The following is a 20,377-nucleotide window of genomic DNA, read 5'->3' on the forward strand; positions in this document are numbered from 1 at the left end:
CCATAATGGCAGCAGCTCCTATCAGGCTACCAACAGTATTACACTTACAGATGGCTTCGATACCGGAGCCGGTGCAGACGTGACCCTGGAAATCAATGCCTCTGCTACTAACGGCAATGCGAACGTTACTGTTACCAACCCACTGCCAAATATTCCTATCAGCGCCTTAACACCGCTGACTTATACCTTTTATGAAAGCTATAGTTTTGCGGGTAAGCAGAACTATGTAAGTGCTGACATCACCAAACCCCAGGCCGGAAGTAACTTAAATGCAGAGGCATTACCATCCACTGCCAGCACTATGATAAAGGGTCTGGTTACAGGTACAAAAGTAAGGGTACTGGGTACGGATCAGTGGCTTACCACCACCAATTACTACAATGATAAAGGACGGCTGATCCAGGTATTGGCAGATAACCTTAGTGGGGGACAGGATGTAACTACCAGCCTGTATGATTTTAACGGGAGGTTGTTAAGTACTTATTTACGCCACCGGAACCAGCGCAGTGGCAGCATTCCTCAAACCGATGTGTTAACCATGCTGGCATATGATGCCGGCGGCCGGTTGCTCAATATCAAAAAACGGTTGAACAATGATGTAAACCTGGAAAGAACAATAGCTGTAAATGAGTACGATGAACTGGGCCAACTAAAGAAGAAACGTTTAGGCGTAACAGGTACCACGCAACTGGAAACATTAAACTACGAGTATAATATCCGTGGTTGGCTAAGGTCAATTAATAAAGACTTTATTCCAACAGCAGGAAGCACAGCTAACTGGTTTGGACAAGAGCTTAATTATGATTATGGATTTACTGCTGCTCAATTCAATGGTAATATATCCGGTACCAAATGGAAGAGCCGCAGTAATGGTATTGCACGCGCTTATGGGTATAATTATGATAAAGCCAGTCGCTTGACGGGAGCACAGTTTACCCAACAGAATACAGGCAGCACCAACTGGACAGATAACCTGGCTAATTTCTCGGTAAGCGGCTTGTCGTATGATGCTAACGGTAACATCTTGTCCATGAACCAGAAAGGACTAAACGGCGCAGTTGTACAAACTATTGACAGCTTAAAGTATGGTTATCTTGCAGGTAGTAATAAACTATCTTTTGTAACAGACCGGGCAAACAACACGCAAAGCCAGCTGGGTGATTTTAAAGAGATCAGTAACAATGAAACGGCTGATTATACCTACGATGTTAATGGTAACCTTACAAGAGATAACAATAAAAATATAGCCGCTATCCGTTACAACCATCTTAACCTGCCAGATAGTATAGCCATCACCGGGAAAGGTGTTATTAAATACCTGTATGATGCTACCGGTGGCAAGCTGAGAAAGATCGTTACGGATAACACGGTTACCCCGGCTAAGATTACCACAACAGACTATCTCAATGGCTTTGTTTACCAGAATGATACCCTCCGGTTTTTAGGTCATGAAGAAGGGCGTGTGCGCGCCGTTTTTCAACCGGGCCAGCCGCTTGCCTTTAAATACGATTACTTTGTAAAGGATCACCTGGGTAACGTGCGTATGGTATTAACGGAACAGACGGATTTCTCTATGTACGCAGCTACCATGGAAACATCGGCTGCTGCAACAGAGACGGCTTTGTTTAGCAACATTGATAACACCCGTTCCGCCAAACCCGCCGGGTATCCATCAGATGAAAGTGCAGGTACCAATGCCTCCGTATCGAAACTGACCGCTGTTAGTGGTGGTAAGAAGATCGGTCCTTCCCTCGTACTTAGAGTAATGGCTGGTGATACGATCCAGATAGGAGCAAAGGCCTTCTATAAATCCACCGGGCCACAGAATAAAAATACGCCATCAGCGCCCGCAGAAAGCATGCTGGCCGACCTGGTACAAGTGTTTAGTGGTGGAGCTTCAACCGATGCTACCCACGGTGTTGCATCTTCTGAGCCGGTAACGCCGTTTAACAGCAGTTTCTATAATAATGATTACCAGCGCCTTAAAGAAAAGGAAGCTGATCAGCAGAACACCAACAGACCCAAGGCATATCTTAATTTTGTTTTGTTTGATGATCAGTTTAAATTAGTGGACGGTAATAGCGGTGTTAAACAAGTAAAAGCAGAACCGGATCAACTACAAACATTAGCGCAGGATAAGATGGTGATGGAAAAGAGTGGGTTTCTTTATGTTTACACAAGTAATGAAAGTCCCCAGGAGGTGTTCTTTGATAATGTAGTGGTGACACAGGCGAGTGGGCCGTTGTTGGAGGAAACGCATTATTATCCGTTTGGGTTGACGATGGCGGGGATTAGTTCGAAAGCTTTAAACAATGCTCCAACAAATCGGTATAAATACAACGGTAAAGAGGAACAAAGACAAGAGTTCTCTGATGGCTCGGGCTTAGAATGGTTGGACTACGGCGCGAGGATGTATGACAATCAAATAGGAAGGTTCTTTACGCAAGATAGATTTGCAGATAAATATCATTCTTTATCCCCTTATCAATATGCTGCCAATAACCCGATTAGTATTATTGATGTTAATGGAGATAGTATTTGGATTGTTATTAAAAACAACATTACAGATGCAAATGGAAATCAAAGCATTCAGGAAAATAAATATTATTACGGGCAGGATAAAAATGGCACCTATGGATTTTTAGATGGTAGCGGAGCTATTTATTCAGGTTCAGAAGCTTTCGTTGGAGATGCTACAACAGCGATTGACAAAATACGAACTGGAGGAGATGTAGGTAAGACATTGGTTAATGATTTAATGACTTCCACTAACAGCACTGAATTAGTAAAGCGTTCTTCAAATGCGGCGGGTGATAAAGGAGATTATATAACCTGGAATCCTACCGGCACATCAAGTGCGCCAGATACTAAAGGTTCTACAACAAGACCTGCATTTATAGGATTAGCTCATGAGATGGCACATGTAAGAGATACTTGGAATGGAACTAAAAATACAAATACGTGGCGAACAGTTACAGATGCTAATGGTAACACAACAACTATTCCCAATGCAGAATTATATTCTACGCACATAGAGAATCAAATCAGGTCAGAGAACAAATTACCACTACGAGCATATTACGGTGTTGATGCAAATGGTAATGGAGATCCCAGCACAAGGTTAATAAGGGCGGGTACACAGCAAAGCTTGTATTACAATCCTAATGGCACAACCAACTATAAGCAATTGGGGCAAAAGCAACCTGCCTTCACTTATTAAATTTAGTTTCATGAAATTAGCACTGTTTGTTTTATTAATAATTTTTACTTCTTCTTGTTCACGAAAAAGTTTTGTAAGTATGTCAAAGGAGATTGAGAAAAGATGTACTGGTGTAAAAGGAAAGTGGAAAGGAACGACTTTTCATGAATTAAGAACAAAGCTCTATAATGAAGGGAAGTTGAATTTTATTTCTTCTGATTTTGACACGTTGTATTTACTTGAGAGTTACGAAATAGAAAGTGGTACTTACGTTAGCAGGATATGGAATGAGAAAGGCAGTTTCAATTACACATATAATAGAAATAGTTTTTCTTTTGACCAGCAGAAGTTGTTTACAGATTACACTGTCCAACTTGTCCAGAAGTGGGATACTGCAACAATAAGGAGGGAGGAAAGTGTGAATGCAAGTAGTCTGCCTGAAAAATATATAAATGCCACAAGGGTTTTTATAGCAAATACAAAAGTTAAAATTGAATGTATAAAGTTTAAAGAGTTTTTTAAATTGGAGAGAGACCGCTAAGCAAAAACCCGGCAACGCCGGGTTTTTGCTTTTACAGTGCTTTATAACCTTTATGCTTTTAATTTTTTAGATGTAGTCAGTTGGGCCTCTTTAAGAAAGGCATCGACCACGCGGAGGATGGTATTACGGTCTTCTTCTGAAATCTTATGACGACTCCAACAGATGTCGGATCTACCCTTAAGTTTATAGGTCAATATGCCTTGGGACAGTAACTGAATTTGTAGCGGGGGTAAATCAAAATTTGAATCCAGTTTATGCGGCCTGAAGGCCTAAAGGAGGAAAGTCTGTAGTTCATTATTTGAGAAATCCTCTAAATGGTTTTTTAACGGATTTTAAATTTAAAGACTAGAATATGAAAATAAAATGTCTTACAGAAAATATTAAAGCAGATCATCATAATGAGAAGCTTATTGAGTGGGCGAAGAATACTGAATTGGAAATAACAGAAGGTAATATTTATGTAGTTTTAGCGATCTCTAAATATTTTGATGTTTACTTCTATTACATACTTGGAGATGAAAGTACCACTTATCCTTTAGCATTTCCTGCTGAATTGTTCGAAATAATAGATAGTAGAGTGTCTCAATGTTGGGATTTAGAATTAAGGAATATAGAATCCTTGTCTAAACTAAATATTCGGAACAATGAGGTTATAAGTTTTAAAGAATGGTCAAATGAAAATGACTTTTTTTATGAAAAGTTATTAGATAAAAATGCTAAAGAAGTATCTATTTTCGAATCATACAAGAACAAAATGTTACAGGAATTTATTGAATAGATGTTATGTGGAGTTAAAAAGTAATTTCAAGTCTCTCTTACTCCGCCCCCATCCCCGCCGGATCCTGCCTGAACATCCTCACCAGCATCCCATACAACTCCGGGTGCTTCTCTGCCAGCAAATCCGGCCGCTCAAAAAAGTACTCCGAAATCACAGCAAAAAACTCCGCTTCATTCATTGCGCCATAAGGATTAATATCTGTATGCCCTTCAGAGATTTGCTGAATTGTCTGGTGTACCAGCTTCATCCACGGAATGCTGTAGCTGTGGTCCAGCAATTTACTTGGGAAGCCATCTATGGAGCCATCAGTTTTGTCCAATAGATGCACGAATTCATGTATGGCGGTATTGTTTTTGTCGGTTGTGTTGGAGAAGCCTTCCCGAAGGGCGGAGCGGGAAAGGATCATTTGTCCGTTGAGTGCACCGGAACCTACCATACCGAGAATGTTACGGCGATTGCCTTCATACTGGTAGGTTTCGTCGAAGGTATCGGGGTAAAGTATGACATTGGTAAGATTGAAGTATTCCCAGTCTTTGAACCCAAAAATCGGGATGATGCCGCTGGCGGCTACCAGCACCCGGTCCAGCGGTTCTACTTCCGTGCCTACGCCTTCTATGCTGGTGCGTTTAAGAAAGCGTTGTACCATGGCTTCAAAGCGCGTTTTGTCGGCAGGTTGCAGTTGCTGGTAGTAGCGAACATGTTCTTTTAACAACGACTGGTACCCATCAGGTACGGCTGTTTTCTTTCTTTTCCGGCGACTGTACATATTCTGGAAGTACAGTAGCAGGATAAGCCCTATCATTATCAATCCGAATAAAACCATGTCTGTAGTTATTTTCTGTATGCTTTAAACTCTGATCCTTTCTTCCATGCGGGAAATCCGCTTTCATTGCTGAGCTGGTAGCCAACATCGAACAGGAGGCGGATGTCTTCTACCATGCCGTCGAGGTTCCAGGTGTTGGGGTCAAATTCATCGGCAGGGGAGTGGTAACGCAAACGGTTATACGCTGCCGTTTGTTCTTTGCCCCAGCCGGGTTCATGGCCTAATGCATCGTTACCAGGACCAATATATAACCCCGGTACGCCTTTCTTGGCGAAGTTGAAATGGTCGGAGCGGAAAAACCATCCGCCTTCAGGATTGGCTTCCGGAATGGTGATCCTGCCTTGCTTTTGGGCAGCGCGCAGGGCGTATTCATCAAGCTCTGATTGTCCATGTCCAATTATCGTGATATCACGGGTACGGCCAAACGTATTGAGCACATCCAGGTTAATGTCTGCTACGGTTTTCTCCATCGGGAATACCGGGTGCGCGGCATAATATTCCGATCCCAGGAGCCCCTGTTCTTCCCCGGTAACGGATAGGAACAGGATGGAGCGGGCCGGCGCCTGTGGCAGTCTTGTAAAGGCGGTGGCCAGTTCCAGCAGTCCTGCGGTACCGGTGGCATTGTCTACAGCGCCGTTGTAAATGGAATCTCCTTTAACGGGCTCGCCTATACCAAAATGATCCCAGTGAGCGGAATATACTACACATTCCTGCGGCCGTTTGGCGCCGGGCAGCACTGCCAGCACATTATGCGAAGTAGATTTTTTAATAGTGTTATTGATAACAAGAGATGTATTTAAATGAAGATCTACCGGCTTGAAACCTTTTGTCCTGGCCTGCTGCATAATACCGGGCGATACGCCGGCCAGCTGGAAGATCTTCTTTGCTGCATCCAGCGTGATCCAGCCTTCCAGTGCGGTACGATGCATATTATTATTGGCCGTTTGCAGGTGCAGCTTGGAGTTGGACCAGCCGCTGCGTACTACCTTCCAGGGATAGCTGGCTGCCGCTGTTTCATGGATGATGATCACGCCGGTAGCGCCCTGTCGTGATGCCTCTTCAAATTTATAGGTCCAGCGGCCGTAATAGGTCATAACGCGGCCCTTGAACAGCGTGCTGTCTGCAAAGCCGGGATCGTTGATCATCACAATCACCGTTTTGCCTTTTACATCCAGTCCTTTGTAATCGTTCCAGTTATATTCGGGCGCTACAATCCCGTAGCCGGCAAATACCAGTTCACTCGTGGGAATGGTTACCTGTTCCTGGACACGGCGGGTGGCTGCTACAAAATCTTCCAGGTACTGTAATGATAATTCGCCATTAGGGCCTTTTATCACCAGGTTACCGGCGGGTTTGGAACTGATGGATACCATCGGTACTTCCTGGAAATAACTGTTGCCATTACCTGGCTTTAATCCCAGCTGCTTAAATTGCGCGGCAAGATATTGAATGGAGCTGTCTTCTCCCCGTGTAAAGGGTTTGCGGCCTTCAAAGGCATCGGAGGCAAGTACGCTGATATGCCGGGCGAAACCGGCCGGGTTAATGGCTTTAATGGCTGTTGAATCCTGCGCAGTAAGCCGGGTAAGCGGTAACAGCGCCGCTATAGCCAGTATAATGGGTGCTTTCAATGTTTTATGGTTTATTCAGGGCAAAAATTAGCAGACTTATGCTAGATTTCCAAAAATTAAGATGAATGATAGTACGCGGATATTTTTTAAATATCGGGAGAAGAAGCGTTTTTTCGGTTAAAATCTGCGTACTATTGATTAATTACAGCAGCATGCTATCGGGCCTCTGCGGCTATTTTTGTTGACATAAAAAAAGATAGGAAAAATGGCAGCAATTAACTGGCAAGGCGTATTTCCCGCACTGCTTACCCCTTTTACTGCGGATGATCATATTGATTATGAGATGTTCGACAAAAACCTGCAGGCACAAATCGATGCAGGTGTTAATGGTATTATTCTCGGCGGCTCGCTGGGAGAAGCCAGCAGTTTACAGAACGAAGAAAAGTATGCGCTTGTAAAACATGCGGTAACTTTCCTGGCCGGTAAAGTACCGGTAGTAATGAATATTGCTGAACAAACCACCTCAGCGGCTATCGCCTGCGCAAAAGCAGCAGAGGAAGCCGGTGCGGCAGGGCTCATGCTGCTGCCTCCCATGCGTTATAAGGCAGACGACCGCGAAACAGTTGCCTACTTCCTTGCTGTTGCTGGCAGTACTTCGCTACCGGTGATGATTTATAATAACCCGGTCGACTATAAGATCCTGGTTACCCTGGATATGTTTGAAGAACTGGCAAAAGCGCCTAATATCCAGGCGGTGAAAGAATCTACAAGAGATACTACCAATGTAACCCGCATGATCAACCGCTTTGGCAACCGTTTCAGTATCCTCTGCGGTGTGGATACACTGGCGCTGGAATGCCTGGTGTTGGGCGCCAACGGCTGGGTAGCCGGACTGGTAGACGCTTTCCCACAGGAAACAGTAGCTATTTACCGCCTGGTAAAAGCAGGCCGTATTGCAGAAGCACTGGCTATCTACCGCTGGTTCATGCCACTGCTGGAGCTTGACATTGATCCTAAACTGGTACAATATATCAAACTGGCAGCTACAGCCACCGGCATCGGCACTACTCATGTACGCGCGCCCCGGTTAATCCCGGTGGGAGCGGACCTGGCCTACGCGGAAAATGTAATTAAAACGGGATTGGCTAACCGCCCCCAACTGCCGGATTATTTAAAACTTCCTGCATGATAACAGGCAAAAATATCATTGGCTTTACCTCAGTTGCTACGGGAATGGATACACTTCGTGCATTCGATCCCGTTAGCAATGCGGTATTGCCTGAAACGTTTTCAACGGCCACCGCAACGGAGGTAAACCAGGCAGTGGAAAAAGCTGCCGCCGCTTTTAAAACTTATCGTCATACTTCCCCTGAACAACGTGCGCTGTTCCTGGAAGCTATTGCTACGGAAATACTTGCCATCGGCGATCCGCTGCTGGAAAGAGCCGTGGCAGAATCAGGCCTGCCGCTGGCGCGCATCACCGGGGAACGTATGCGCACAGCCAACCAGCTTCGCCTGTTTGCAGCGGTACTGCGGGAAGGTTCCTGGGTGGAAGCGGTGATAGATCCTGCACAGCCTGAACGTACGCCACTACCGCGGCCGGATATACGAAAAATGCTGGTGCCACTCGGCCCTGTTCTTGTATTCCCTGCCAGCAATTTTCCGCTGGCATTTTCTACTGCAGGTGGCGATACCGCTTCTGCACTGGCAGCAGGGAACCCGGTGATCGTGAAAGCCCATGAGTCGCACCTGGGCACCAATGAACTGGTGGCTATAGCGATACAAAAAGCGGCGCAGTCCTGCGGTATGCCGGATGGCGTGTTTTCCAGCCTGAATGGTACCGGTGCATTGCTGGGGCAGCAGCTGGTAAAACATCCCGGCATCAAGGCTATCGGTTTCACCGGTTCGTTTAAGGCGGGTATGGCTATCTTCGATGCAGTGAACCAGCGGGCGGAGCCCATTCCTGTATATGCGGAAATGGGCAGCATCAACCCGGTATTGCTGCTACCCGGTAAACTGGCAGCAGCTGCGCAGCAAACAGCGCAACAATATGCGCAATCTATTACATTAGGCGCAGGGCAGTTCTGCACCAATCCCGGTCTGCTCATTACCCTGGCCGGTGAGGCCACAGAACAGTTTGCTGCTTCGCTGCAAAAGGAAATGGCGGCTATCCAGCCTGCTGCCATGCTCAATCCGGGCATCTGCTATCACTATTATGAGAACAGGGAACAACTGGCACGCAGGAAAGGAGTGCAAACATTGTTTGCCGGCCCACGGGAGAAAGATGCAGTGAAAGGAGCCCCGGCCCTCTATCGCGTGGCGGCGCACGATTTTATAGCGAACGATGAACTGCAGCAGGAAGTATTCGGGCCGTCTTCACTACTGGTAGTATGTAAAGACGATGCGGAACTATTAAACTTGTTATTACATTTACATGGTCAGCTAACAGGTACGGTAATGGCTACGGAGGCGGACCTGCAAACATACGCGGAAGCAGTGGAAACCCTTTGCCAGAAAGCCGGCAGGGTGATCCTCAACAATGTGCCTACGGGCGTGGAACCCGGTTACGCTATGCATCACGGCGGCCCGTTCCCCGCTACCACGGATATACGAAGTACATCTGTAGGCGCTTCGGCAATTGTACGTTTCGCAAGACCGCTATGCTTCCAGGACTGGCCACAGCAGCTGCTCCCGGATGCGCTGAAAGATGAAAACCCTTTAGGCATCTGGAGAAAAATAAACGGTCAGTTGACGAAAGACACCGTTAGTCGTTAAAATATTGAATGCTTATGTCGACCAATACTTTTTTTTGCATAGATGCACATACCTGCGGCAACCCGGTTCGACTGGTTGCCGGAGGCGGCCCGGCGCTGAAGGGAAACAACATGATGGAAAAACGCCTGCATTTTCTCCGGGAGTTCGACTGGATCCGTAAAGGGCTCATGTTTGAGCCCCGCGGCCATGATATGATGAGCGGCAGTATCCTGTACCCGCCATCCGATGAAGCGAACGATACCGGCGTATTATATATTGAAACCAGCGGCTGTTTGCCTATGTGCGGTCATGGTACCATTGGTACTGTGACCATCGCCATTGAACAGGGCCTGATCAATCCCAAAGTACCGGGACAACTGCGGTTGGAAACCCCGGCAGGACTGGTACTGGTGAGTTACGTGAGGGAAGGGAAGAAAGTGAAATCGGTGAAGCTCACCAATGTGAAATCTTTTCTCGCTGCAGAAAGCCTGGAAGTTGAATGCCCGGATCTTGGGTTACTGAAGGTAGATGTGGCTTACGGCGGTAACTTCTACGCTATTGTGGACCCGCAGGAGAATTTCAAGGGACTGGAACACCACACGGCGGATCAGCTGGTGTCCTGGAGCCGCGAATTACGGAAAAGACTAAACGAAAATTACTCGTTCGTGCATCCCGAAAATGAGCACATCAAAGGATTGAGCCATATCCTGTGGACCGGCGCTACTATCAGCCCTGATGCCACCGCACGCAATGCTGTGTTCTACGGCGATAAAGCCATCGACCGCTCTCCCTGCGGTACCGGCACCTCCGCAAGGATGGCGCAATGGCACGCTAAGGGAAAACTGAAGAAAGGTGATCGCTTTATCCATGAAAGCATCATCGGCTCACAGTTCATCGGTACCATCGAAGAAGAAACCACCATTGACGGTAAACCCGCTATTGTGCCGGGCATAGAAGGCTGGGCAATGGTAACCGGCTACAACACTATTATACTGGACGATGAAGACCCGTATGTACACGGATTCCAGGTGATCTAATTTATTACAACATGAAAGCAATCGTCATCGGTGGTGGAATTATCGGCCTTTGTACCGCTTATTACCTGAACGAAAGTGGGTGGGAAGTAACCGTGCTCGATAAAGGAGATTTCAATAACAACTGTTCCTATGGTAATATGGGTATGATCGTGCCCAGTCACTTCGTACCACTGGCTGCGCCGGGTATCATCTCACAGGGCATCAGGTGGATGTTCAGCAGCAAAAGCCCGTTCTATGTAAAGCCATCGCTGAACAAACAGCTCATCGGCTGGGGACTGAAATTTATGAAAAGCGCCACGGCAAAGCATGTGGAAGCTTCGGCAAAGCCGCTGCTGGATATTAACCTCTTCAGCCGCTCGCTTTATACATCGCTGGCGAAACAGCCCGGTTTCGATTTCGGGCTGGAACGCAAAGGCATCATCATGTATTATAAAACGGAAGCGGTAGCGGAAGAAGAGGCGCACCTCGCCGCACAGGCCAATACAATGGGCCTTGATGCCGCCGTGCTGGATAAAGCTGCATTACAGGCGCTGGAACCGCAGCTGCAGCTGGATGTGCTGGGTGGCGTGCATTACCGCTGCGATGGCCACCTTTATCCGAATGACCTCATGCAGCAGCTGATACAATACCTGCAACAGCAACAGGTACGGTTCCTGCCGGAAAGAGAGGTAACAAAGATCAGGACCAGCGGCAATAAAATAACGGAGGTGATCACCGGGCAGGAAACCCATACAGCCGATATATTCGTGTTGGCTGCCGGCTCCTGGAGCCCTGCAGTAGCGCGTTTGGCGGGGATGCAACTGCCTATGATGCCAGGCAAGGGCTATTCGGTTACGCTGGATGCCCCGGCCATCAACCTCAATATCCCCGCTATCCTCTGCGAAGCGCGGGTGGCGCTTACGCCCATGGGCAACCGTTTACGGTATGGCGGTACCATGGAAGTAGCGCCGGTAAACGACCAGGTAAATATGAACCGTGTGGCAGGGATCGTAGATTCAGTGAACCGTTATTTCCCCGATCTCCCGGTACAAATGCCCGATAAAAAACAGGTATGGAGTGGTTGCCGCCCCTGCTCGCCCGACGGCTTGCCCTATATCGGCTACGCGCCTGCCTATACTAATCTGCTGATGGGCGCAGGCCATGCTATGATGGGCCTCAGCCTGGGCCCCGCTACCGGTAAGCTGTTGGCGGAACTGGCGGATAACCGTAAAACAAGTATTGATATTGATGCATTTTCTCCTGCAAGATATCGTTAGCTAACCCTGAATAGCTATATTTGTTCCATGCAAACAGATATCGGTAAAAAAGCAGCCGGCGAAAAAGCCGCTGAATATATTAAGCCGGGTATGACCGTTGGTTTGGGTACCGGCAGCACAGCGTACTATACCATTTTACGTATAGGCGAGTTAGTTAGGGCGGGCCTTGAAATAAAGGCGGTGGCTACCTCTGCACAGTCGGAGCAGCTGGCCATAGAGCAGCAGATCCCCCTGGTGGATTTTGATAAAATAGAACAGATAGATATTGATATAGATGGGGCAGATGAAGCCGATGCACAGCTGCAGCTGATCAAAGGCGGCGGCGGTGCATTACTGCGGGAGAAGATCATTGCCGCAGCCTCCAAAGAAATGCTGGTGGTAATGGACGATAAGAAGCTGGTGAAACATCTTGGCAAATTTCCTTTGCCGGTGGAAGTAACCACTTTCGGCTGGGAGCTTACCTTCAAACTACTGGCGGCGCAGGGCGCACATCCTGTGTTGCGCTTAAAGGATAACAACCGCTTTGTAACAGACAACGGCAACTATATCCTCGATTGCCATTACGAAAAGATCCATAACGCAGCAGCGCTGCATACACAACTGAATAACACGCCTGGTGTAGTGGAAAACGGTTTGTTTCTCCACTACGCTACCCGGCTGATCATCGGTAATGCCGATGGCTCCATCAGGGAAATCACGCATCCTTATCAAGCAAAGACGTCTTTTTAGTATCCCGCGAAGTAGCATATACCAGCAGGGAAATAAAGATACAAACGGTTACGTACCAGTAATACAGTGGTTCGTAACCGATTTTTTTAAAATATAACGCCACGGATTCTGCGGTACCGCCAAAAAGCGCCACGGTAATAGCGTAAGGAAATCCAACACCCAGCGCCCGCACTTCCGCGGGAAACAATTCCGCTTTTACCACGGCATTAATGGAAGTATAGCCACTCACAATTACCAGTGCCAGCAAAATAAGCCAGAAGGCGGTCCATTGGGAGGTGGCATGACTGATACCGGTAAGTATAGGAACAGTAAACAGGGTGCCGGCTACGCCAAAGCCTATCAGCAAAGGCTTCCGCCCATAGATATCTGATATCCAGCCGAAAACCGGCTGCAGGATAGCAAAAATAAGCATAAGGAAAAAGGTGAGGGTAGTGGCATGCTCTATGGTCAGATGCACGGTGTTAACCAGGAACTTCTGCATGTAGGTGGTGTAGGTATAAAACGCCAGCGTACCGCCCATCGTTAATCCCACTACCGTGAGCGCCGCCCTGGGATGTTGCTCAAACAACAGTTTCAGGGAACCTTTCTCTTTTGTTGTTTTTATTTTTTCGAAAGAAGTGGACTCCTGCATATGCCGGCGCAGGTATAGCGCAAAGAAAGCCAGCGCGGCCCCGATCACAAAAGGGATCCGCCATCCCCAGTCATGCAGCTGTTGTGCACTGAGAAATACCTTTTGCAACAGCATCTGCACGCCTAACGCTACCAGTTGTCCGCCTATCAGCGTTACATACTGGAAACTGGAGTAAAAGCCCCGAAGGTCCCTGGTAGCCACTTCGCTGAGATAAGTAGCGGAAGTGCCGTATTCCCCGCCCACGCTGAGGCCCTGGAGTAAACGCGCTACCAGCAGTAAAGCAGGCGCCACCAGGCCAATACTGTTGTAGGAAGGAGTGAAGGCAATGAGCAGCGAACCCAGCGACATCAGCAACACGGATAGCGTCATGGAGGCTTTACGCCCCTGTTTATCGGCAATACGGCCAAACATCCAGCCCCCAATGGGCCGCATGAGGAAGCCTACCGCAAATATGGCCGCTGTATTGAGCAACTGGGCAGTATAACTGCCCTTCGGGAAAAAGACCGGCGCGAAATAAAGCGAAAACGTGGCGTAAATGTACCAATCGTACCATTCAACAAGGTTTCCGGCAGATCCGGTTAATATGGCTTTTATCCGCCATGCGTCAGGATGTTTCATATATGACGCGAAAATATATTTTAATAACGGAATTATGAGCCGGCAGGCCACAGCAGCGAAGAAAAACTTTAAAATAAATTAGGGTTGTATTCAATAAATCACCTATCTTCGTACCGCTTCTTAAAGATAATGTATTTCAATTCTGTTGGTAGATCACCTCTCACACTCAGCTTTTTCTTACAGTTTTTCTTCTAGTTGCCCAGGTAGCCGCCTGATGTAAAAATAATGGCGAGAACACGTTCACAATTAAATATTAAATATAATGCAAACAGGTGTAGTAAAATTTTTTAATGAAGCTAAAGGTTTTGGATTCATTAAAATCGAAGGTTCAGGACAAGAAATTTTTGTTCACGTATCTGGTATCAAAGAAAGCATCGGCGAAAATGACCGCGTAGTATTCGACGTGGAAGAAGGTAGAAAAGGCCCGAATGCTGTTAACGTAAGACTGGCATAATTTATTTTATAATAGTTCGTTATAAACCGCGCTGGCTTTGCCAGGGCGGTTTTTTTATGCATTCATGGCAAATGAACGGCTGCGCAGCAGCTGCTTTCCCGTGGAAACGCCACGCACCTCCACATCACCGCTATAGCTGTACGCATCAGCTTTATGCAGCAGCGTGTGCTCAGCACTGTTGCCCGTGATCTTATTGTTGATTTGAATAAGCCCTTTAATGGTGCAGAACTGGCAATAAACCTCCGTGGCAGCGGAACATTGCTGCACGTATTACAGGTAACTTCCTCCCTTAATCAGTCGGTCCTGGCAAGCCGCCGCCATAATGCCGCCGATATCATGCTGGTGGTCCCGGCGATATCCAGGCCCCGAAAATCCGCCAAAACCATTTATGGTACAGCGTTACCTGTTCAAGTCCACATCCCTTCCACGTGAACTCCACCTGCCCTCCACGATATATACATGCACCAGGTAATTTCCATCCCGTTTCTATAGCTGCACCATATATTTCTATCCCATCATCTCTCTAAAACAAAAAACCGCTCCACAAGGGAACGGTTCTTTTTATACAAGAAGCTAAAAAACGGGTTATTTTAAAGCTTTGTAAACATTGTAAGGGCCACAAAGATAACCACTCTGCCGGATTTAATGATTTTATTTACGATCAAACCCTTAAAAACCACCCTCATCCCTGTTTTTATTTGTATTATGATTTTGTTTTAATTATCAAGTTGCCGATCTGACATGTGTGATCACTCCTAATAACGGATGCCGGCTTTTCCTTTAATCGCAGCACTTTAAACCTTCATCCTGCTGCCACTTAAATCTTCATCCTGCTGACACACTACCTCATGCCTTCTCCTGCAACCATACCACCTTTTGGACCGGCGTATGCCCGGCGGCAATCACTTCCCCGTACAAATCGGGCCGGCGCGCCAGCCGGTACCGGTAACCACCGGCCTCGGTGAGCTTATTTCGTGTAAGCGTTGCCGTTACCACATCATTGTCCAGCTTCCTGCATTCTGCAATTACATCGCCAAAAGGATCAATGATCATGGAACACCCGTTTTTCAGCTGGTCGTCGTCCATACCAATAGGATTGGAGAAAACGGCGTACACGGCATTGTCATATGCACGCGCCGGCAGCCATTTCATGAGCCAGGAACGCCCTTTCATCCCGTCAAATTCCAGTCGCAGTGATGTAGGGTCTTCCCGCCGTCTTTCCCATAGCGCGGGGTCCACGAAACCCGCGCCGGGCCGGGTAGATGGCGTGCACATGGTTACATGCGGCATAAAAATGACTTCCGCACCCAGCAGGGCCGTGGCCCGTACATTTTCGGTAATATTATTATCATAACAAATAAGCATACTGCATTTCCATCCTTTCAGATCAAAAATCACATACTCATTCCCTGGTTGCAGATGCGGGTTGATAAACGGGTGCAGCTTCCTGTACTTTGCGACCAACCCGTTTTTATCTACACATACATAAGCTTTGAATAAATTGTTGCTGGCATCTTTCTCAAATAATCCCGCCAGCACGGCAATATCATTTTCGGCAGCAATATCCTGCAATACCTTTACAGACGGCCCTTCGGGGATGATCTCGGCCAGCTCCAGCATCTGTTCCCGCGATAAATTCCTGGCAAAAGTATAACCGGTCATAGAACACTCATGAAAGGCTACAGCATCTGCGCCATCTGCAGCTGCCTGCCTGGATAATTCCCGGATGATGCCAAGGTTGTATGCCTTGTCGTTGCTCCTGTTTTCAAATTGTGCAGTAGCAATTTTAAGATCGTTCATATAAATAAAATTTTTTTGTCGGCAGAAAGAGAAACGAAGATACTGTATTTCATTACACGCAATATCCCCGCGGTTTTCGCCACTTTTTCTGTATATTCGCCCTTTCAATCTAACAACAGATGCCCCAACCGGATAATACAAATACTATCTTTCACCTGGCGGCAGATTTCATAAACCATACACACCGCCATATCTTCCTTACCGGTAAGGCCGGTACAGGGAAAACTACGTTCCTGAAATATATCAAAGAACATACGCGTAAGAACACGGTAGTTGTAGCGCCCACAGGAGTGGCCGCCATCAACGCCGGTGGTGTTACCATGCACTCTTTTTTCCAGCTGCCCTTCGGTCCTTTTATCCCGGGCACTAAAAGAGGGTTTGGAACAGATGAAATCAGCAGCACAGATAAACATGGCCTGTTCCGCAATATTCGTTTTACCAACGACAAAAAAGTATTGCTGCAGGAAATGGAATTACTGATTATTGACGAGGTGAGCATGGTGCGCTGCGATATGCTGGATGCCATCGATGTGATCCTCCGTCATTTCCGTAATAAACCGCTGCTGCCTTTTGGCGGCGTGCAGGTATTATTTATCGGGGACCTTTACCAGCTGCCACCAGTGGTACCTGATGCGGAATGGCGCATGCTCTCTGAATATTACAACAGCACTTTTTTCTTTGCAGCCAAAGTAATAGAACAGGCGCCGCCACTGTATATTGAACTGAAGAAAATTTACCGGCAGAATGAGCAGCACTTTATCGAAGTGCTGAACAGGATCCGTAATAACGAAGTGCTGCATGATGACCTGCAGTTGCTGAACGAACATTACCAGCCGAATTTTACGGGAGAAGATGAAGAGTACATCGTGCTCACCACCCATAACCGGAAGGCAGATGAAATCAATGCCCGGCGCCTGGCAGAGATGCCCGGGAAAGTATATCGCTTCGAAGGGAAAATTGAAGGCGATTTCAGCGACAAAGCACTGCCAACGGAATTACTGCTGCAATTAAAAGTGGGCGCCCAGGTAATGTTCCTCAAAAATGACCTGGCACAACCCCGCCGCTATTATAACGGCAAAATTGCTACCGTAAAGGAAATCAACGATGAGGAAATTATGCTGGTGCTGGCAGGCTCCCATGAAGAGCTGAAACTGGGCAAGGAAACCTGGCGAAACATCCGCTACTCCTACAACCAGGATGAAAACAGCATCGAGGAGGAAGAAATAGGCAGCTTTACCCAGTTTCCCATCCGCCTCGCCTGGGCCATCACCATCCATAAAAGCCAGGGGCTTACCTTTGAGCGCGCTATTATAGACGCGGGGTATGCCTTTGCGCCCGGACAGGTATACGTGGCGCTTAGCCGCTGTACTTCACTCGATGGATTGGTACTGCATTCCCGCATCGGGCATGGCAGCATCCGGACAGACCGGCAGGTGATTGAATTTGCTGAAAAAGAGAACGAAGCCAATGAGCTGGTGGTGCTCCTGGAAATGGAAAAGAAGAAATTCCAGGCTACATCACTCCTGCAGCAGTTCGATTGGTACCGTATGCAGGCAACTATCCGCAGTCATGCCGTATGGATCCAGGATAAAAAGCTGCCCGACTTCGACGCCGCTATTAAGTTAAGCCGTGCTATGTCGGCCAAAGCAGAGCAGCAGCACGAAGTGGCCGCCAGGTTTGTTACCCAGCTGCATCAGCTGCTTGACACCGCTGTACAAACCGGTGAAATGGAACAGCTGCAGCAAAGAGTGAACAAAGCCATCGGCTATTTTACCCAAAGCATTTACGAAGACCTTATTCAACCTTTGCAGGCGCATATCGCTGATGTTAAAAAGGCCAGGTCAAAGAAATATCTCCTTCAGCTCATGGCGCTTGAAGCCGATTGCTGGAATAAGTTGCGTCATGTATGGGAAGTAGCTTACGCCGACCTTGATTTCACCAAAGGTCTGAAAGATTATACTAAACTCCGCGAAACGGATGCCGCCGCAGCCCCGGTTCCTGCCGGTAAGGAAAAAGCCGCCAAAGGCAAGGTAGAAAAGGGAAGTAGCCGTCGCGGTACCCTGGAGTTGTACCTTGCAGGCAAATCCATTGCCGATATTGCTGCAGCACGGCAACTGGCTGTGAGCACCATTGAAAGCCACCTGGCCCAATGCGTGGAAGCCGGTGAAATGGATATCAACCGTTTTGTGAAGGAGAGCACCATGCGCCTTATCCTTAAACACATTGGTGAATTAGGCGCTACTGCCGCGGGTCCTATCAAGGAAAGAGTAGGCGATGCCGCCACTTTCGCGGAGATCCGCGTGGTACAATGGTATCTCAAAAAGAAACAGGAAGAGCAGATTATGAACGACTAGGCGCCTTCGGCGCTGCGCGGATTTTGTCTGACTCAGGATTATGATGATTTTACTGATTATGCCTTTGAGGATTAATAAAAGGGTGGAGAGATCTAAGCGGATAAGGAGAATCGCCTTCAGCGGATGTTGTCCCGGAACGTTGATTATAATCCGGGATTTTTGTCAATGCCCCGGCCCGACCGGGTTCCAGCTGTACAGAAGTAATAATTAATAGATGTGTAATGCATAATACTGCGGGAATCTTCTTTTAATATTTATGCTCCACTGGGAAGTAAGACAAAATTAACCTGTGGATACGCCATATTTATTAAGATAGATCTATTAAATAGCTCGAATATGGCTCGAATATGGGGGAAATCCGGCGGAAACAGGGAGTATCCATACTGTTGCCCAGGAGTGTCTTAGTACAGAAAAACTTTACAGTTGAGGTATTGAATGCAGGATTAGCTTTACATGCTGAAAATTGTTTCAGCGAGCGCTTTACAGGTGTAAATTAGTCATTATTTTGTTTTTTGACTTCCATTTTTGGGCCAAAGGGCCTGTTCTTGTATGTGCTTCATTGGGTGTGAGGTAGTTGCAGCTCATGTGAGGCCTGATACGATTATAGTAATCTATTGCCTTACTAACAGCCCAGAGGGCATCTCCATAATTTTTAAAGGTTCTTTTGAGCCTAAATTCGTGTTTCAAAATGCCATTTACACGTTCAGCCATTGCATTATCATAAGGACTGCCTGATTCGGTCATAGAAGTAATGATCTGATGTTGTTCAAGCATTGCTATATAATCCTCACAAGCGTACTGTACACCTCTGTCCGAATGATGTATTAAATTTTGGGTCCGGGTTGGTAATAACTGTATTGCTTTCTTTAGCGCTATTATAGGTCCCTGGGCCTGAAGCCGCTGGCTTAAATGATAACCTACAATCTTTCTTGAATAGGCATCTGTAATCAGAGACAGATAATTAAACCCTTGTTCTGTGCGTAGATACGTTATATCACTCACCCATAACTGGCCAGGAGCACTGATGCAAAGATCTACTGTAAGATCAGGCCATTTACGATAAGGATGGTTTGAATCTGTTGTACGCACATAACGGCTTTTACGCTTAGGAAGCATTAACTGATGAGTGTACAGCAATTTTAAAAAGCGCGGACGGCCTATTGTAATATGATGCTGCAACAGAATGGGTTGAAGTAGCTTATGTAATTTTACGGCACCTCCTTCCCATAACTCACGATGATGCTTTATCATATCGACAATAAAGGCTTCTTCTAATTGTTGATTGGCCTTGTGTCTGGTTTGATCATAAAAAGCCTGCCTGGTTTTTCCAAACAACCTGCAAATCCGCTCCAGCCCAATGGCTGGATGATTTACTTTCATTTGCCGGGCTGTTTGGTACCAGGCTTTTTTATCAGATCAACTCCCAACTCCTTTTGGGCATTGGCGATAAGCAATTCGAGCGCTTCCACTTTTAAAAGCGCCTCTTCTAATTGTTTATCCTTTTCCTTACCAATACCCGCCTTTTGCTCTACCAACAGTTCATTGGCAGGATTGGAATTGGGATCTATTGGCGCTTTTTTAACTACTGGTAGCCGATCCTGGCTATAATGCCTTGCGTACCATCTAACCATACTCCTGGCTACCCCTGCGTTATTCAAGCTATATTTCTCTGCCAGTTGCCCATAGCTTTGCTCCCCAGACAGATACTCGCGGGCGATAGTAATTTTCAAGCTGTCTGAATAAATGGGTGGTGCTCCGGATTTTCTTTTCATGTTAGTAATTTAATTAAATCATAGTTAACTCCTAACATGTAAAGTAAATTCTGAATCAAGACA

General features: G+C 46.9%; 17 protein-coding genes. 10 read left to right on the top strand and 7 right to left on the bottom strand.

The window, feature by feature from the left end:
• The 3 genes from VIM72_RS03465 to VIM72_RS03475 form a co-directional block, all read left to right on the top strand.
• On the top strand, window positions 1-3,220 hold a 3,220-nt coding region (locus tag VIM72_RS03465), incomplete at its 5' end, for a M91 family zinc metallopeptidase (protein ID WP_332001477.1).
• Between the two features lie 79 nt (window positions 3,221-3,299).
• Complete coding sequence (locus VIM72_RS03470) at window positions 3,300-3,740, top strand: hypothetical protein (RefSeq protein WP_332001478.1); 441 nt, start codon at window positions 3,300-3,302, stop codon at window positions 3,738-3,740.
• 352 nt (window positions 3,741-4,092) lie between these two features.
• On the top strand, window positions 4,093-4,518 hold the full coding sequence (locus VIM72_RS03475) for a hypothetical protein (protein WP_332001479.1): 426 nt from the start codon (window positions 4,093-4,095) through the stop codon (window positions 4,516-4,518).
• 37 nt (window positions 4,519-4,555) lie between these two features.
• Here the strand turns inward: VIM72_RS03475 and VIM72_RS03480 are convergent, their stop codons facing one another.
• Both VIM72_RS03480 and VIM72_RS03485 read right to left on the bottom strand, forming a co-directional pair.
• A complete protein-coding gene (locus VIM72_RS03480) occupies window positions 4,556-5,320 on the bottom strand; it encodes a M90 family metallopeptidase (protein WP_332001480.1) in 765 nt (254 codons plus the stop codon).
• A gap of 29 nt (window positions 5,321-5,349) precedes the next feature.
• Entirely contained in the window at window positions 5,350-6,969 is a 1,620-nt protein-coding gene (locus tag VIM72_RS03485; protein WP_332001481.1) for a M28 family metallopeptidase, read from the bottom strand.
• A 205-nt stretch (window positions 6,970-7,174) separates the two neighbouring features.
• On the opposite strand from VIM72_RS03485, the gene VIM72_RS03490 reads away from it, so the two are divergent.
• The 5 genes from VIM72_RS03490 to rpiA are packed head-to-tail and all read left to right on the top strand — an operon-like array spanning window position 7,175 to window position 12,685.
• Window positions 7,175-8,098: a dihydrodipicolinate synthase family protein gene (locus tag VIM72_RS03490; protein ID WP_332001482.1), complete on the top strand. Its 924-nt coding sequence runs from the start codon at window positions 7,175-7,177 to the stop codon at window positions 8,096-8,098.
• Window positions 8,095-9,684, top strand: a complete 1,590-nt coding sequence (locus VIM72_RS03495; RefSeq protein ID WP_332001483.1) for an aldehyde dehydrogenase (NADP(+)) — start codon at window positions 8,095-8,097, stop codon at window positions 9,682-9,684. The genes VIM72_RS03490 and VIM72_RS03495 overlap by 4 nt, the downstream gene beginning before the upstream one ends.
• 14 nt (window positions 9,685-9,698) lie before the next feature.
• Window positions 9,699-10,700 carry a 4-hydroxyproline epimerase gene (locus VIM72_RS03500; protein ID WP_332001484.1) on the top strand — a complete coding sequence of 334 codons (1,002 nt, stop codon included), beginning with the start codon at window positions 9,699-9,701 and terminating at the stop codon, window positions 10,698-10,700.
• Window positions 10,701-10,711: 11 nt separating this feature from the next.
• A complete protein-coding gene (locus VIM72_RS03505; protein ID WP_332001485.1) occupies window positions 10,712-11,956 on the top strand; it encodes an NAD(P)/FAD-dependent oxidoreductase in 1,245 nt (414 codons plus the stop codon).
• A gap of 27 nt (window positions 11,957-11,983) precedes the next feature.
• The gene (gene rpiA, locus VIM72_RS03510; protein WP_332001486.1) at window positions 11,984-12,685 is read left to right on the top strand and encodes a ribose-5-phosphate isomerase RpiA; all 702 of its coding nucleotides are present in this window, start codon (window positions 11,984-11,986) and stop codon (window positions 12,683-12,685) included.
• Here the strand turns inward: rpiA and VIM72_RS03515 are convergent.
• Complete coding sequence (locus tag VIM72_RS03515; protein WP_332001487.1) at window positions 12,651-13,934, bottom strand: MFS transporter; 1,284 nt, start codon at window positions 13,932-13,934, stop codon at window positions 12,651-12,653. The genes rpiA and VIM72_RS03515 overlap by 35 nt on opposite strands.
• Window positions 13,935-14,196: 262 nt before the next feature.
• Between VIM72_RS03515 and VIM72_RS03520 the strand changes: the two genes are divergently transcribed.
• Window positions 14,197-14,388, top strand: coding sequence for a cold-shock protein (locus VIM72_RS03520; RefSeq protein WP_079472790.1), 192 nt, complete (start codon window positions 14,197-14,199; stop codon window positions 14,386-14,388).
• 54 nt (window positions 14,389-14,442) lie between these two features.
• Here VIM72_RS03520 and VIM72_RS03525 read toward each other — a convergent pair whose 3' ends face one another.
• Together VIM72_RS03525 and VIM72_RS03530 are read right to left on the bottom strand one after the other, a co-directional pair.
• On the bottom strand, window positions 14,443-14,655 hold the full coding sequence (locus tag VIM72_RS03525; protein WP_332001488.1) for a hypothetical protein: 213 nt from the start codon (window positions 14,653-14,655) through the stop codon (window positions 14,443-14,445).
• A gap of 579 nt (window positions 14,656-15,234) precedes the next feature.
• Window positions 15,235-16,188 carry a nitrilase-related carbon-nitrogen hydrolase gene (locus VIM72_RS03530; protein WP_332001489.1) on the bottom strand — a complete coding sequence of 318 codons (954 nt, stop codon included), beginning with the start codon at window positions 16,186-16,188 and terminating at the stop codon, window positions 15,235-15,237.
• Window positions 16,189-16,307: 119 nt separating this feature from the next.
• Between VIM72_RS03530 and VIM72_RS03535 the strand changes: the two genes are divergently transcribed.
• Window positions 16,308-18,542, top strand: coding sequence for a helix-turn-helix domain-containing protein (locus tag VIM72_RS03535; RefSeq protein WP_332001490.1), 2,235 nt, complete (start codon window positions 16,308-16,310; stop codon window positions 18,540-18,542).
• Between the two features lie 480 nt (window positions 18,543-19,022).
• Here VIM72_RS03535 and VIM72_RS03540 read toward each other — a convergent pair whose 3' ends face one another.
• Window positions 19,023-19,922: an IS3 family transposase gene (locus VIM72_RS03540; RefSeq protein WP_332001491.1), complete on the bottom strand. Its 900-nt coding sequence runs from the start codon at window positions 19,920-19,922 to the stop codon at window positions 19,023-19,025.
• Window positions 19,919-20,314 carry a hypothetical protein gene (locus VIM72_RS03545; protein WP_332001492.1) on the bottom strand — a complete coding sequence of 132 codons (396 nt, stop codon included), beginning with the start codon at window positions 20,312-20,314 and terminating at the stop codon, window positions 19,919-19,921. Before VIM72_RS03545 ends, VIM72_RS03540 begins: the two co-directional genes overlap by 4 nt.
• Window positions 20,315-20,377: the final 63 nt, after the last annotated feature.

It is taken from the genome of Chitinophaga sp., from assembly GCF_036569185.1.
Taxonomy (GTDB): Bacteria; Bacteroidota; Bacteroidia; order Chitinophagales; family Chitinophagaceae; genus Chitinophaga.

What these genes read in the sequence shown, in the direction of transcription:
- VIM72_RS03490 (WP_332001482.1), top strand. Translation starts at nt 7,175, where the DNA reads ATGGCAGCAATTAACTGGCAAGGCGTATTTCCCGCACTGCTTACCCCT.
- VIM72_RS03545 (WP_332001492.1), bottom strand. Translation starts at nt 20,314, where the DNA reads ATGAAAAGAAAATCCGGAGCACCACCCATTTATTCAGACAGCTTGAAA.
- VIM72_RS03475 (WP_332001479.1), top strand. Translation starts at nt 4,093, where the DNA reads ATGAAAATAAAATGTCTTACAGAAAATATTAAAGCAGATCATCATAAT.
- VIM72_RS03500 (WP_332001484.1), top strand. Translation starts at nt 9,699, where the DNA reads ATGTCGACCAATACTTTTTTTTGCATAGATGCACATACCTGCGGCAAC.
- VIM72_RS03520 (WP_079472790.1), top strand. Translation starts at nt 14,197, where the DNA reads ATGCAAACAGGTGTAGTAAAATTTTTTAATGAAGCTAAAGGTTTTGGA.
- VIM72_RS03540 (WP_332001491.1), bottom strand. Translation starts at nt 19,922, where the DNA reads ATGAAAGTAAATCATCCAGCCATTGGGCTGGAGCGGATTTGCAGGTTG.
- VIM72_RS03495 (WP_332001483.1), top strand. Translation starts at nt 8,095, where the DNA reads ATGATAACAGGCAAAAATATCATTGGCTTTACCTCAGTTGCTACGGGA.
- VIM72_RS03515 (WP_332001487.1), bottom strand. Translation starts at nt 13,934, where the DNA reads ATGAAACATCCTGACGCATGGCGGATAAAAGCCATATTAACCGGATCT.
- VIM72_RS03535 (WP_332001490.1), top strand. Translation starts at nt 16,308, where the DNA reads ATGCCCCAACCGGATAATACAAATACTATCTTTCACCTGGCGGCAGAT.
- VIM72_RS03470 (WP_332001478.1), top strand. Translation starts at nt 3,300, where the DNA reads ATGTCAAAGGAGATTGAGAAAAGATGTACTGGTGTAAAAGGAAAGTGG.
- VIM72_RS03480 (WP_332001480.1), bottom strand. Translation starts at nt 5,320, where the DNA reads ATGATAGGGCTTATCCTGCTACTGTACTTCCAGAATATGTACAGTCGC.
- VIM72_RS03505 (WP_332001485.1), top strand. Translation starts at nt 10,712, where the DNA reads ATGAAAGCAATCGTCATCGGTGGTGGAATTATCGGCCTTTGTACCGCT.
- rpiA (WP_332001486.1), top strand. Translation starts at nt 11,984, where the DNA reads ATGCAAACAGATATCGGTAAAAAAGCAGCCGGCGAAAAAGCCGCTGAA.
- VIM72_RS03530 (WP_332001489.1), bottom strand. Translation starts at nt 16,188, where the DNA reads ATGAACGATCTTAAAATTGCTACTGCACAATTTGAAAACAGGAGCAAC.